The sequence below is a fragment of the Actinomadura sp. KC216 genome (assembly GCF_004348535.1).
In the GTDB taxonomy this organism is placed as follows: domain Bacteria; phylum Actinomycetota; class Actinomycetes; order Streptosporangiales; family Streptosporangiaceae; genus Spirillospora.
This window is the reverse complement of record NZ_SMJX01000010.1, coordinates 13,356-26,985: the sequence shown is the minus strand read 5'-3', so window position 1 is coordinate 26,985 and position 13,630 is coordinate 13,356. Positions and strand designations below refer to the sequence as shown.

The window sequence follows — 13,630 nt, the reverse complement described above, 5'->3', positions numbered from 1 at the left end:
CTATTTCAACTGTGGTAGAGGCGGTAAGCCTTGGAGGACAGGGCAAGGCAGCCGGAGCCAGACGAGAGACCGATGCTGGCGGGGCGCTATCGCATCGACGGGTCGCTCGGTCGCGGCGGCATGAGTGAGGTCTTCTACGGCTACGACGAGCGGCTAGACCGGCGCATTGCGATCAAGCTTCTGCGGCCATCGTCGGCGAAGGCGATCCCGGCCGCGCCGGACAGTCCCGAGGCGGCGGAGATCCTCGACGCTCTGGACCGCGATCGCAAGCGGTTCCTGCGCGAAATCCGCACTACCGCTCAGCTAGAACATCCTGGCACGCCAGCGGTTTACGACACGGGCGTCGACACGGCCCCCGACGGCAGCACGCAACTGTGGCTTGTCATGCAACTGCTACGCGGCTCGACGCTGGAATCGATGCTCGACCGCATGGATTTCGCCACTACACCGCCCACCGTGTCGTGGGCAGCGTCAATCGCTGCGCAGATCGCGGCGGTCCTCACCGACGTACACCGGGTCGACATCGTCCACCGCGACATCAAGCCCGCCAACGTGATGATCGTCGACGGCGGCCTAGCGAAGGTGCTGGACTTCGGCATCGCGATCCTGCGCGGCGCGGGAGCACTACCGCGGCTTACACAAGTCGACCGGACCGTCGGCACACCGCCCTACATGTCACCAGAGCAGTGCCTCGGTCAGGCGGTGACCCCCGCATCGGACATCTACTCGCTCGGCTGCCTGCTGTGTGAACTGCTGACCGGTGATGTGCCGTTCCACGGAACGACCGACATGCCATTGCGCGCCCACCACCTTCAGACGCCCCCGCCATCGGTGAGGGCACGACGCCAGCACGTTCCAACGCCACTCGACGCACTCGTCTCGTCGATGCTGGCGAAGCACCCGCAGGCGCGGCCGTCGGCGGAGGCCCTCTACGACGCACTCCTGCCGTTCGTGATGGCGCCCGGTGAGTCATCGGGGGGCGATGAGAATCGCGATCCGACACGCCCCTTCCGTCGACCGCTGCTGGCCCCGGCCAAACGGCGCGGACAGAACATCAGCCGTACCGAGCTTACCGAGGCCGAAGCCGAAGAGTTGAAGGCCAACGTCCAAGTACTCCTCGACAACGATCGGCCATCGGAGGCGATCAGGCTCCTGGAGGACGGCGTCGCACGTTCTGGCCACGACCCCTTCCTGGAACTGCGCCTGCGTCACTTCCTAGCCGCAGCGCTGTTCTACGCTGGCGAGTACACGCGTGCCGCGTCGCTGTTCGAAGTCGTTGGCCGTGACTACGGCAGGCATTTACCCCCGATCGACTCGTACGTACTCGACTGTGCCTACCACGCAGGCCACGCCCATGCCGAGATCGGCAATCCAGATAAGGCACTTCCGCAGTTGCGGTTCTACGTGCATAACGCCGACGCCTCCGCGAACGAGGACACGGCGGAACAGATTCGCGAGTCACGCTTCGTCATTGCCCAGATGCTCGCAAGTTCCGGGCAGCCCGACGAAGCACTGAGGGAGCTCAAGTCCATTCGCCCTCTTCTGGCCGACACCTTCGGCATCGACTCAACGCAGGTGCGCAACCTCGACAAACAGATCGACCGGTTGAGGCCCGCATAGGAAGGCGATTCTTTCTCTCCTCCTTTTTATGAACCTAGGATTGCATCAACCGCCGGATTTCGCGCTGTTGTAGCGCATGAAGAAAGTCGCGCATCGGAGCCACAAACTTAGCAGCGAGCCTCGTCAGGGGGCGCGGACCCGCTCCAGCGGTTTCTGGATCGTGAGGTCTCGGCTGGCGTGCGCCGGCTGCACGCTGCCTACCTCTCCCATAGCCGGGTCTCGATCTCCTGGCCGCAGGCGGTGACCGCTGCGGTCGGCCACGGGTTTCCGCAACCCCTGTTAGGTGAGGCGAGTGGTCAGCATGCTCAAAAGCCAGACCTCGGGCGCCGGCGCTGGCCCAGCGGCCCATCGAGGAGGACGAGTTCGACCTAGATGGGCGCTACCGATTCAGTGTCCTCCGGGGGGCGATCCTACTGGTGGGACCGATGTATGCCACTGCCCAGGTTCAGCTCGGCCCGTCAGCGCGAGCGGAGACCGGACTCGGACCCCAGCGCGTGCTTGGGTGGCACGTTCTTGATCGAGCCGCATTCTCCCGTGTCCTGGTGGGGATCGGAGAGCAAGTCGGGCTAGGCTCGCCGACGCGGATCCGTCCCCGGAAGAGATCGAGGTTGCTAGGACTGCTGGAGGCGCTTGGACACGGGCGCAACTGGCCGAATGAGGAGTGCCTTGGCCTCCGCCGAAAGGGTGGAAGCAGCAGCTGACGCGGCGGTGGGAGCAGCGCCACGGCCCTTCAGCCGACATGGACGCCCCAGACGCGCCATCCGCCACCGGCGGTTCTGGAGTCGACGGTGGCGTGGTGAAGGCGTCCACCGATGGTGCCTGCGAGCCCAATCCCGGACCGGGTGGTGGGGGAGCCGTCCTGCGTTATGGCGACCACGAGATGGAGCTGTACGGCAGCGAAGCCGACACCACCAACAACCGGATGGAGCTACTGGCAGCGATCAAAGCACTGGAACACCTCACCCGGCCATCGCGGGTTCATCTGCACGCCGACAGCCAGTACCTGACCTGCGCCGGGGCATGACCCAGTGGATCAGCACCTGGAAACGCAATGGATGGATGACCAGGCAAAAGGAGCCGGTCAAGAACATCGACCTGTGGAAACGGCTCGACACGGCCGCCAGCCGACACAAGATCGCCTGGTCCTGGCTCAAGGGCCATTCCGGCGATCCCGACAACGAACGAGCCGATGAACTAGCGGCGCAAGGAGCACACGAGGCGGCCGCAGAGCACCTGGCCAATCAGCTCGGGGCAGGCCCAGCCGCCGTGTGCAGCAGCTTCGAGAGCCCCTCAATCGACTAAGCCCCTGATGATCTTCCTCCAAGAGGTTGGATCGGGGAAGCTCTCCACGGCCGGGGTGAGCGGCACCAGGTCTACACGTCCGTCCACCCGCCGCGTGGAGAAGTGGCGCTGGCGGGGCGAACCGCGGCCACGGCGGCGACGTCCATGGCGAGCGAGAACTGTCACCCCCGGTAGCTACGGTCAGCGACATGAGTCTCACCCAGGGTTTGGCATCGCCGCGGACCCCGCTGCGGCTGTTCCTGGACCGAGAGCTATCGGCCGGGGTCCGCCGCGTGCGAGCCACCTACCGCTCCCAGCTGCCCACATCCTCGCTGATCTTGCCTGGCCCGGGTGTCGGCTACGAAGCCGGCACTATCGGCACCGCGATCGACCAGCGGCTACGGCTGGCCTTCACCAGCAGCGTTCCCGTCGATGCCGCCACCCTGCTCGGCGTGGACGGATGCCTCGCTGCCGCCGCACGGCCCCGCGCCGGCCGCGCGGCCCACGCCATCGCCGAGACCGGTCGGCAGCTGGTGGTCGAGCTGGCCGCTGTCGTGCAGGCGATGCGGCTCGACGATCGCCACGGGCCGATGCTGCACGCTGACGACGACGAGGAACGCCTGGCCCGCCTACTGCTGGCTGCCGCCTGGTATGCGGTCAACCTGCGTAATCCGTTCGCCTTCGGCGACACCCCGCTGTGCAAGACCGCCTACTCCCACCCCAAAAGCTTCGACCTGACCACGCTGCTGGCCGTCCCGCACCGCGACCTGGTCGACGACCTGCTCGCCCAGCTCCATCGAGCCCAGGATGGGCCGCTGAACGACCTGCGTGTCGCGACTACACCCGACCAGTGCCGGCCCGGCCCGACCTTTGACGGCAGCATCCACGTCTCCGCCGACGCCGACCTCATCGCCGACGGGCTGTTGCTGGACTTCAAGAGCACCCGCCGCGTCCACAACTTCTCGCTGCCAGCGATCTTGCAGCTGCTTGGCTACGTCCTGCTCGACCTCACTGACGCTCACGCCATCGACACCGTCGGGCTGTATCTCACCCGGGCCGGCGCCCTGGTCACTTGGCCCCTAGAGGATTATCTGAACCTGCTGGGCGCCCGGCGACGCGACTTGGCCGAGCTGCGCGCTGCCTTCGCTCAACTGCTGACCTATCCCGGCTGCCGCGCCGACGATGACCCTCTCCCCGACCAACTCCACGGAGTCGAGCAACTGCTGGCCGACCTGGCCCCGACCATCGGCGACGGCTGCTGCCGCGTCTGCGCCCAACCGCTCACCCACCCCATGGTCAGCCCCGGACGGCCGCGGCTGTACTGCTCTCCCTTCTGTTCCCAGCGCGCACATACATTGCGTCGCCACGGGTGGCTGTAGGCCAACTGCCCAGCGGAGTTTCGGAAATAGCGCGCGTTTAGGGCGCATCTGTTGGGTCCGCGTGCGCGAAGCCAGCAAGCCTCTGTGGGCGATGCCAGCGCCAACCTCTCGGAACGGGCTACGTCCTTGCTGGATGGCTGGCTTTCATGGTTGGTCTAACGAGGTCGCGTGGTAGAGCGACAGATTGTCGACTCCGGCAAACCGCTATGCCCATGGCTGGTGCCGCCCCCTGAATGCTACGGTCCGGAACCCGACCGACAGCCGCTCGCGCAACAACCCGCGCAAGTCGACCCGCCTGGACTCCGACCGACGAGGACCGCCATGGCATACACGCCACCGACCTGGCCCGTGTCCGTCAAAGGCGTCGCCCTCGACGCCCGTGACCGGGTGGCGCTGCTAAAGAACGAGCGCGATGAGTGGGAACTGCCCGGCGGCCGTCTGGAGCCCTCCGATCCCAGCCCCGAGGTAGCGGTCGAACGCGAGATCGCCGAAGAGACCGGCTGGGACGTCAAGGCCGGGCCGCTCCTGGACGTGTGGATCTACCAGCCGCTCCCCGACACCATGCCCGAGCGTCGTGTCGTGATCGTCACCTACGGCTGCACAGTTCTGACACCGAACCGCCAGCCGATCGTGAGCACCGAGCATTCACGGCTCGGCCTGTTCACCGCCGACCAGGTCCCGGAACTGCCTATGCCCGATGGGTACAAGCAATCCATCGCCGCTTGGCACGAACGGAAGTGACCCAGCCAGCCATGGCACGCCACGACCAGGGCCTCCTCACACAGCGCCGTTCGTCGACCCACGCCATGTGGCGCTGGGCCACCCCAACATGCCCAGCGCGTCGTCGCCACCGGCGACCTAGGAAAGATCCTCCGGTTCCGCCGCGCCATTCACGGCATCAACCAGGCGACCCTGGGCGAGGACCTCGGCTACGACAAGACCTATATCTCGCTCCGCGAACTCGGCAAACGCACGCTGGACGACGTGAACTCCCGACGCCGGGTCGCCGACAAACTCCATCTGCCGCCGCACATCCTCGATGTGACCGACCCCGCCGACACTGACCATCGGTCCATGCTCCAGTTCGGCGAATCCACCGTCCGGCTCGTCGAGATCGCCCGCCAATCCGGCCACGCCACCGAAGCCGTCGCCGAACTCTGGCCGCTGGTCGCCCGCCTTGAAGCCCGTGTCGAGGACGGCCGCGCCGAGCGGGAGGTCATGAACCTGCTGGCCCGTGCACGGGCTGGTCTAGGAGTCGCCCACGGCAACGTCCTGCTTGAGGAGCCTGCCAGCGGTTCTACCACGCTCTGAACCCCCGAGGCCGGGCTCGGGCAGGCCACCCTCAAACAGGTTTTATCCGCCGACACGGTCAAGGGCGGGCTTGTCAGGCATGAATGGCCCGCTTCCTGGCAAGGGGTCGGGCAGGCCACTGAGTGGATGATTGCTGGTCAGTGCGTGGTCTTAACTGTTGTAGCGATGGTGATCGGAGGTGTGGCCAGGCCGACGTTGCGGTCGGCGGTCTGTTCGGCCTCGCTGGGCGGGTGTTGTTGGAGGTGGATGCCGGTGGGCGGGTCGGCCAGCAGCGACCAGGTGGCCAGCGTGGTGTAGAGCAGCGCGACGAAGTCGTCGTCGACGGGGACCGGCTCGGCAGCCGTGTCGCCTGCTGGAGCGGTTGGCCTAATAGGCGTTCCCCGCGCGGTGCTTTTGGGGGCGCTGACGCTATAGGGCCAGATGAGCTGCTGCTCGCTGTACCACAGCGGCCCGAAGAACGGCAATGCCGTGCCGACGTTCACTACCGACTCCGCCCACGTGCCCTTGATCTCGTGGCCGTAGGACTTGATCACGGCGCGGCTATCGGCCCACCACACGATCCAGATCCCCTGGTCGGCGGCGGGCCCCCAGTGACAGGCCACGATCGGCACGCCGCGGGCGTTGTAGCTGATCCCGCTGGGGTCGCGCCAGCGCAGAAACCCCGCCAGACTGGGTGGTTGGATGTCCATCGTGTCGATGACATCGGACCTACCGGCCAGAGCCGTCACGTCGTTGTGCCGATGTTCACGGATAGCAGCGCCGACCTGGATCGCGCGGCGCGTGGTGTCGGGGTCCAGGTCGTACAACGCGGCGTCCTTGAGACGCTGCGCCTCCTGACGGGCGTGGGCTCGGTAGCGCTTGCGCTCGGGCAGCTTTGCGACCTCGGGCGGCAGGACGAGGTCCCAGCGTTCACCTTCATGTTTGTGTTCCCACGCCGTGGCAGCGTAGCGGCGCAGGAACTCGTGGGCGCCCCGGCGTAGCCGGAGCAGCGTGCCGGGTGAGTGATCGTGGTCCATGGGCGGCTTTCGATCAAGGGTTGGCGGGGCCGCGCGGGCTCACCGGCGGCCGATTAGGCCTGACGGGCGAGGGCTCGCCCGGCCGCAGACTGGAGGATCGGACCGTGTGACGATGGCGATCGGGACTCGACGCACGGTTCGGGGCTGCGGCCGGGCGAGGATCAGCGGGTGCGGGGTTGATCAGCCGCGGCGCGGGCCAGTGCGGCGACCAGACGATCCGCGCCGACGACGGTCCCGGCCCCGGACGGCGGGTCATAGCCCTGCCCGGCCGAGAAGCCGGGCACACCGTTGGCGGTGTTGCTGCCGGTGGTCAGGTCGTACAGCCCGTGCCTGAGCGAGCCTGGCGCGGCGTACAGCGCCTGGTGGATGTCCCCGAGCGGGCGCCCGGCCTGCTGCGCCGCGATCGCGACGATCCCGGCGACCTTCGGCGCGGCGATCGAGGTCCCAGCAACGCGCAGCCACCCGGGCTGTTGCCCGGGCAGCGGGTTGTAGCCACCGCTGTAGTACCACTCGCGGGCCTGCCCGGAGGCGTTCAGCGCGAGGTCGACGACGCCACGGCGGGCGCCGACGACACCGGCGACGCGGCGCTGGAAGGCCGGGCGGGGGAAGACCGCTGATAGGCCGGCGCCAGTGGCGTGCCCACTCTCATCACCCCACACGTCGTCCGGCCTGATCCGGTGGCCGTGGTCATCGAGGTGGACACGGGTGCCGCCCACCGCTGTGACCATCGGGTCGGACGCGGGCCAGGCCACGGTGGGACGCGAGTAGAACGCGGTCCCGGCCAGGTTGGGTCCGGTGGGGCCGGTGTTGCCGGACGCGGCGATCAGCGTCGTCCCGCGCCGGTACGCGGCCCGGAGAGGGCCGCGCAGGGCGGTGAGCAGCCGGTAATCGCCAGCGCGTCCGGCCTGCTCGGGGAAGTGGGCCTCGTAGGCACCCCACGACATGGTGACGGCGTCGACCTGGCGATGCTGGGTGACCCACCCGATCGCGTTGATCAGCTCGCGCAACCCCTTGGTGCCGCCGGACGGGATGCGGGCTGTCTCCACCACGATGATCTTCGCGCCGGGCGCGGTGGCGTGCACGGCCTGCACGTCCACTGTGGCTTCGGTCGCGCACAGCGCCTGTTCCGGGTTGTCGGGGTCGGCGGTCGGCACGTCGCCGTGTTTCACCACCTCCACCTCAGCCGCAGGGAGGCCCCAGTGCCGGGAGTAGACGGCCACGTCGCGGCGAATGTGGGGATTGTGCGCGCAGATGGGGATGACGACGGTGCGGCCCGCGCCGACCAGGCCGCGGCGGTGCAGCCGGTCGAGACCGTATGCCGCGTTGATCTGCGGCGGCCCGTAGCAGCCGGGGGAGCCGTAGACCTGCTGGCACTGCGAGGGCGGCACCGGCTCGACGGGTGTCCCGGCGGAGGAACGGATGCGGGTCGAGGCAGGGGCGGGGGCGACGTCCAGCGTCAGCCGGAGACCACCGACGCCGACCTGCTGCCCGGCGGCGATCGGGGAGACGCTCGTGGGGGCGGCAGCCGGGTCGGCGAGCGCCTGGACGACAGGGACGGCGACCACGCCGGCGGCCAGGACCGCGGCGGCGGCCACGCTCACGCGCCGTTTGGGGTTTCGGATTAAGGACACAGGAATCTTTCCGTGTTGGAGGGATTGGGCAACCGGGCACTCGCAGGTGCGCCGGAGTCATCGGAAAGCAAGCGCAGGACGCTTGCGGGCGACGGCGACCACCAGGCGGATGTCGCCGGGTGGGGCTTGGTGCCCGCGCGTCGGCATGAGCTCGCGCTCGCCCGTCGTAGTAGTCCTTGCCGCCAGCAAGCGATTCCAGATGTGCGCGGAATGCGGCACCTCATGGTTGACCGCACTCGCCTGGAACTTGTTGGCGGGTTGATGGTCCAGGTCAGAGGCGCCGCGAGACACGGCCGTTCTCCTCGTCGCAGGGGCGGCTTGGGCTTGCTCGATGGGCTTGTGTGCGGAAGTGAGCGTCTTGCGTGGGGTCACGCCGACATCAGGGCCGGTCACCTGCCTAGCTAGGCGAGGTTCCGGCTAGGCGCGGTTGATGAGCTGCTCCAGCGCAGTCGGAGTCTCCGCGCACAACCAGCCGGTCTTGCCGCGAATCCCGATCCAGCGCCGCCGGAACGGGTCGTAGAGGATGCCCCACTGACCACCGGACGGCCGGTTGAACCGCTCGCGTAGCCGGATGATCTGGATGAACGCCACCAGTTCCAGCTCGTCATGGTCAGAAGGGCCGGACCAGGGCGGGGTGGCGCGGCTGGTGTGGGCGCTCATGTCTATCCGTTGGCGACGCCGTGCCCGCTGCTCTCAGCGGTGACCACGTGCGCGACGGCCCGTGCGACCTCGGCGATGGTCTCGCCCTCGATGTTGTCGCCCCAGGAGTAGGCGAAGGTGGGGCTGCCGTCGTCCACGCGGCAGGTGACCTTCTCGTTCAGGACTGAGTCGGTCGGGCTGATCACGACGAGCGACGTGTGGATGTCCTGCCTGGTCAGGCGAGTCCGGATGTCCAGGTCGCCCAGCGCGGAAGCGAGCTGGTCAAGGAAGTCGTCTTCGGTACGGGCGGGAACGCCCGACTCCAAGTCAGTGGGCTGTGTTGGCGGCGGGGTCTGGTGTGCACTCCGGCTGGTCATGGGATGGCAGTCCTGTCCTACCGCGCGCAACGCGCGGATGATCCGATCGGTTGTGTAAGTCAGGTATTAGACGGTGGCGGGAGAGGGCACCGGGAGTGAAGTCCACGGATGCATACTCGGGATATTCATAGGCTGCATACGTCCATCCCGCTCATACGATCGGGTTTACACTCCTAGAGACACCGACCTCATCTCAGAGTTAGTGAGCTGAGAAGCCGAATGAGCCGACACCCGACCACGCACCGATGTCAGTCCTGCGGGACAAAGCTTGCGTGGGACAATACGGGCGATCTATGCGCGTCCTGTCAGAGGTCTCGACGATCCGAACTCGGTCCGCCCTGCGTTCCCGCAGAGTTCTGGGAGTCTCCCGCACTCCAGGAAGCATTCGCCGAGGCGCACATCGGGAAGGTCTTCCATGCCTACCGGCATGCCCCACTCCACGGTCCCCGCCCGATACCGCAAGACGTGCTGGCCGGCTGGCTGGGCCTGACCCAAACCCAGGTCAGCCGCTACGAGAACGGCGCCGCCGTCACCGACCTGAAGAAGCTCATCGCCTGGGCTCGCACTCTTCGGATCCCACGGGAACACCTATGGTTTCGGATGCCCGGTCACTCGCCGCCGTCCAAAGGCTCCAATGCCCCCGACGATGCGCTGGATGACTCGACCTCACCACCGCGGCCGGGCATGCTGGCAGCAAGAGAGCAAGGACAAGCCGAAGGAGACGACACGCGCCGCAAGGACTTTCTCGCAGGCGCTGGGGTAATGCTGGCGAGCATTCTGGCGCCGCCGCTCATTCACAACTGGCGAGAGCCTTCGCCATCCAACCTCCCTCACCTGGACGATCAACTTCTTGCTCAGCTCCGTGCACAGACCGAAGGCTTTCGGTGGCTGGACCGCCAGGAGGGAGCTGCCCGGCTGCTACCGAGCACGACAAAGCATGCCCGTGATCTCGCCACGTTCTGGCGTCTCACCGACGACCATCACGCCTTGCGGGACGAACTCGGCGTCATCGCGGCCGATGCGTGTCATCTGGTCGCCTACCAGGCGTTTGATCAAGGTGGGCGTGCACAGGCCATGGAGTGGTACCGGAGCTCCGCCGATCTCGCTGGCCGAGCACGATGCCAAGACCTTTACGTCTTCGCCATGTGCGGCGTGGCGTACATGCATGCTCGTAACCAGAACGGCGACATGGCCCTGTCCGTGCTCCAACAGCTCCAGCCGCTGTCGTTGTCGACGGCCGCGCGTTGTTACCTCGCGGCCTACGAGGCCCACGCTCATGCCGCCACCCCTCAGCTCGGCAAAGCGAAACGGGACGCCGTCTTGAGCGCGCTGGATCGAGCTGCGTCGTTCGCCGACAAAACGCGGGACGAGCTCCCGTCGCCATGGCTCGGCATTCCAGGGACCTCGTTTGTCGAGCGTCAGCGGGCATTGACCATGGCCTCTTTTGGCGACCAGGAAACTCTCGATCTGCTCGATCGACTTGAAGAACAGACTTCCGCTGTGTTTCAGCGGTACCAGGTCACCTTGGTCACCAATAGGGCGCTGACATACGCGAGCCGAGGAGACGTCGACCGGGCTGCTGGCCAGCTTGCCACGGCCGTGGAGCACAACATGCACGTCCGATCCGTCGAGAAGCACAACCTGATCCGGGAGGCCCGAAGCGTGCTCGAACCACATCGCAGCAGCCGAGCTGTGCGGGCTGTCGACGAGCTCCTGATGGATCAGCGAGTCGCCCTCATCGCGGGCGTACGGTAGAGCCTGGGCCTCGATCTCCGCTCAGCCGGGACGCCAAGATCGCGGCCAAGGTGTCTCGGTTCGTCTCCGTCACCGTTACCAGTTCAATGTCGTCACGCGCTTTGAGTTCGTCCAGCCTCGGATGGGACGCCAGCTGCGCGGTCGCTACTAGTGGTCGCGACCGAGTGAGGAGGTCTTCCAGACCGGCCACGAACGCGTCCGACAACAGCTCCATGCGAGCGAGTTCGTCAACGACGATCACATCGGCGTTCGCTATCGCATGGTCTAGAGCAGGGAGGGCGATGCGTTCCAGAGCGGAAACGTTCACACGGTAACGGCCCACGCGAGGACCGTCCTCCCAGTCCTGATGTGCGATGAGCGCTGCGGGGCCGTCGATCTCTTGCATGATGAACCCGGTGCGGCGGCGACCCTTGCGGACCTCGATCGTCAGGATGCCTCCTACCTGAAGACCTGCGGCCTTCAACCGCTTGACCAGGTCGTCGACGACGGTCGTCTTGCCGATGCCTGGTGGCCCGACGACAAAGATGCGCGGCTGGGCTGTCATGGACCCAGAATGACAGCGGCGCTTGCCTTCAGTCTTGACCGGCTGGCGTGCCATGTCGCGCGTTGCGTGCCGGAGCGTTTCCGCCTTCCGGGTGGCCTGATAATCACGGGATGGTCAGGCCGGACGTTGACCGGGCCGGTGGTCGGGGTGAGAGTCGGTGTCGGTCTGCAACCTCTCATCCCGATGGAGGGCTCAGTGACGGAAAACATCGAGTTCGTCGGCGAAACCGACCAGTCGCCGCAGGGGAAGTGTCCGGCGGTGTGGCGTGACAAGACGGGTCTGTACGTGCGAGGCAAGACCGTCACTGATCCGGTGGTCCTGGCCAGGCTCGCCCGCGACAACGAGGAGGCGGCCGACGAGTCCACGGTGTGGTTGGCCAATGACATGATTCCCAAAGTGGCCGAGGCGGCTGCCGGGACGTTCGAGCCAGGCCGGACAGGTCATGGCCCGGTGACGGTGTACGACCTGCTCAAGCAGGTGCGGCGATCAGCGCTCCACTTGGAGATGCGCGACACCTACGATGCCAGCGCTCCCGCGTTCCACGACTGGCTGGCGGGTGGCCCCGGCGACCTAGACTGGACGGAGTGGAACTCCATCGTGTCCTCGGCGGTGGAGCGCGGCGCGGAGTTCCGCCGTGCCCGGATCGTGTCGGAGCCGGTCACGGACTACATCGCATGGGAGCACATGCTCACCGAGCACAACATCAAGGCCGGTGAGGACGTGCGCTGGCTGCCGCGTCGCCGCGCGTTCGACTTGATGCTGCCGGGTGCCGACTTCTGGCTGCTGGACCACAAGTTGGTCGCGTTCAACTTCTGTTCGGGCGACGGCACCGACACAGAAGAGGAGGAGTTCACCTCTGACCCGGACATCGTCGCCCGGTGCCTGCTGGCGTTCGAACGGGTCTGGGAGCGGGCCATCCCGCACGCCGAGTACAAGCCGCCCCGTACGTCGGCAGAGCGCTGATCACCCGTCCCTTTCGCTTCCCCTTCAAAGGCTCTCTAGGACCCGGCTGATGATCGCTGCGACGCGATCGCCGTGTACGGCGAGGGGAAACAGCCGTTCCCACGCCCGGACGTAGGCGGCGACCTCGTCCGGGTGGGTAACGGTCAGGAAGCCTGACACCAGTTCCACGTTCACCAGGGAGTTGTCGGTGATGAGGAACGGTTCTTCGGGCCACACGCCAGGGCCGTCCCCGCCGTAGGAGATTCTGCGGTCGGTGGTCAGCGGGATAACGCCGAGGGACACCGACGGCCAGCGCATCACGTCTAGGAGATGCCGGAGCTGTTGGGCGTGCACATCGGTCGGCACCGAGCGCAGCCATAGGACCGGCTCCTCAATGAGGAAGACGAAACGCGCGCCGGGGCGGCGCAGCACCTGCTGACGGTCCATGCGTTCGGCGACGGCCTCGCCGACATCGTCGGTTTCCACCAGTTGCTCGACCTTCACCGCGGCCAGGCATTCGTGGGTATAGGCGTCTGTCTGGAGCAGGCCGGGAATGACGCGGGTCTGGTAGTCGCGCATCAGTGTGGCCCGCTCGTAGATGTCGCGTACAGACTCCTGCGCTCGTTTCAGCCCGCCCCGGTTGAGCCGTTGGTAGGTGACCCACATCCCAGCCACGGCGCGCTGCTCGGCCAGCAGCTCTTTCGTGCGCTGTTCCGATGCACCGCATAGGCGGCACCACAGCCGGACGTCTGCGGCCGAAGCGGGCCGGTTGGCGCGTTCGACCTGGGAGACCTTGGTGGCGTCCTTCCACCCGGCTCGGCGTGCGAATTCCCGGCCGGTCAGACCGGCGTCGGTGCGCAGCTCGCGGAGCTGGTCGGCGAGGTGCTGCCGGGCCTGCTGCGCGGAGGAGGACGACGAGGACGGCACAGAGCGATCCTTACCTACGGCGAGCTCGTCACCAGCGGAGATTGACGAGGGTTGACCCCTGGTTCTACCGAAGCCCTTCGCCGGTGAGCGAGCCGGGGGGTCAACTTTCGTCAACTCTCTTCCGGCGGGGCCCGGCCGACGGTCAGTGTCGGATGACACCCAAGGTTCACGCATCCCGCTCGGAGGGACCCGATGCCGACCGCCGTCA

At 66.9% G+C, this 13,630-nt stretch carries 12 protein-coding genes and 1 pseudogene; 7 read left to right on the top strand and 6 right to left on the bottom strand.

The window, feature by feature from the left end:
* Window positions 1-72: 72 nt before the first annotated feature.
* The 5 genes and pseudogenes from E1264_RS03170 (at window position 73) to E1264_RS03150 (ending at window position 5,591) form a co-directional block, all read left to right on the top strand.
* Window positions 73-1,620, top strand: coding sequence for a serine/threonine-protein kinase (locus tag E1264_RS03170; protein WP_132169371.1), 1,548 nt, complete (start codon window positions 73-75; stop codon window positions 1,618-1,620).
* A 739-nt stretch (window positions 1,621-2,359) separates the two neighbouring features.
* Window positions 2,360-2,922, top strand: a pseudogene (gene rnhA / locus E1264_RS03165) (ribonuclease HI).
* 188 nt (window positions 2,923-3,110) lie between these two features.
* Window positions 3,111-4,280, top strand: a complete 1,170-nt coding sequence (locus E1264_RS03160; RefSeq protein WP_207935693.1) for a hypothetical protein — start codon at window positions 3,111-3,113, stop codon at window positions 4,278-4,280.
* A gap of 321 nt (window positions 4,281-4,601) precedes the next feature.
* Window positions 4,602-5,021 carry an NUDIX hydrolase gene (locus E1264_RS03155; protein ID WP_132169369.1) on the top strand — a complete coding sequence of 140 codons (420 nt, stop codon included), beginning with the start codon at window positions 4,602-4,604 and terminating at the stop codon, window positions 5,019-5,021.
* Between the two features lie 243 nt (window positions 5,022-5,264).
* Window positions 5,265-5,591, top strand: a complete 327-nt coding sequence (locus E1264_RS03150) for a hypothetical protein (protein ID WP_207935692.1) — start codon at window positions 5,265-5,267, stop codon at window positions 5,589-5,591.
* A gap of 137 nt (window positions 5,592-5,728) precedes the next feature.
* Here the strand turns inward: E1264_RS03150 and E1264_RS03145 are convergent, their stop codons facing one another.
* The 4 genes from E1264_RS03145 to E1264_RS03130 form a co-directional block, all read right to left on the bottom strand.
* A complete protein-coding gene (locus E1264_RS03145; protein ID WP_132169367.1) occupies window positions 5,729-6,607 on the bottom strand; it encodes a hypothetical protein in 879 nt (292 codons plus the stop codon).
* Between the two features lie 161 nt (window positions 6,608-6,768).
* Complete coding sequence (locus tag E1264_RS03140) at window positions 6,769-8,208, bottom strand: S53 family peptidase (RefSeq protein WP_165963945.1); 1,440 nt, start codon at window positions 8,206-8,208, stop codon at window positions 6,769-6,771.
* Window positions 8,209-8,655: 447 nt separating this feature from the next.
* Entirely contained in the window at window positions 8,656-8,898 is a 243-nt protein-coding gene (locus E1264_RS03135) for a hypothetical protein (protein WP_132169364.1), read from the bottom strand.
* Between the two features lie 2 nt (window positions 8,899-8,900).
* On the bottom strand, window positions 8,901-9,203 hold the full coding sequence (locus E1264_RS03130; RefSeq protein WP_132169362.1) for a hypothetical protein: 303 nt from the start codon (window positions 9,201-9,203) through the stop codon (window positions 8,901-8,903).
* A 516-nt stretch (window positions 9,204-9,719) separates the two neighbouring features.
* On the opposite strand from E1264_RS03130, the gene E1264_RS03125 reads away from it, so the two are divergent.
* The gene (locus E1264_RS03125; RefSeq protein ID WP_132169360.1) at window positions 9,720-11,009 is read left to right on the top strand and encodes a helix-turn-helix transcriptional regulator; all 1,290 of its coding nucleotides are present in this window, start codon (window positions 9,720-9,722) and stop codon (window positions 11,007-11,009) included.
* On the opposite strand, the gene E1264_RS03120 is transcribed toward E1264_RS03125, so the two are convergent.
* The gene (locus E1264_RS03120; protein WP_165963944.1) at window positions 10,990-11,553 is read right to left on the bottom strand and encodes a nucleoside-triphosphatase; all 564 of its coding nucleotides are present in this window, start codon (window positions 11,551-11,553) and stop codon (window positions 10,990-10,992) included. The genes E1264_RS03125 and E1264_RS03120 overlap by 20 nt on opposite strands.
* Before the next feature lie 195 nt (window positions 11,554-11,748).
* On the opposite strand from E1264_RS03120, the gene E1264_RS03115 reads away from it, so the two are divergent.
* A complete protein-coding gene (locus E1264_RS03115; RefSeq protein ID WP_243710714.1) occupies window positions 11,749-12,516 on the top strand; it encodes a DUF6879 family protein in 768 nt (255 codons plus the stop codon).
* 24 nt (window positions 12,517-12,540) lie between these two features.
* Here E1264_RS03115 and E1264_RS03110 read toward each other — a convergent pair whose 3' ends face one another.
* On the bottom strand, window positions 12,541-13,422 hold the full coding sequence (locus tag E1264_RS03110) for a helix-turn-helix transcriptional regulator (protein WP_207935691.1): 882 nt from the start codon (window positions 13,420-13,422) through the stop codon (window positions 12,541-12,543).
* Between the last annotated feature and the right edge of the window lie 208 nt (window positions 13,423-13,630).

What these genes read in the sequence shown, in the direction of transcription:
- E1264_RS03170 (WP_132169371.1), top strand. Translation starts at nt 73, where the DNA reads ATGCTGGCGGGGCGCTATCGCATCGACGGGTCGCTCGGTCGCGGCGGC.
- E1264_RS03160 (WP_207935693.1), top strand. Translation starts at nt 3,111, where the DNA reads ATGAGTCTCACCCAGGGTTTGGCATCGCCGCGGACCCCGCTGCGGCTG.
- E1264_RS03120 (WP_165963944.1), bottom strand. Translation starts at nt 11,553, where the DNA reads ATGACAGCCCAGCCGCGCATCTTTGTCGTCGGGCCACCAGGCATCGGC.
- E1264_RS03155 (WP_132169369.1), top strand. Translation starts at nt 4,602, where the DNA reads ATGGCATACACGCCACCGACCTGGCCCGTGTCCGTCAAAGGCGTCGCC.
- E1264_RS03145 (WP_132169367.1), bottom strand. Translation starts at nt 6,607, where the DNA reads ATGGACCACGATCACTCACCCGGCACGCTGCTCCGGCTACGCCGGGGC.
- E1264_RS03135 (WP_132169364.1), bottom strand. Translation starts at nt 8,898, where the DNA reads ATGAGCGCCCACACCAGCCGCGCCACCCCGCCCTGGTCCGGCCCTTCT.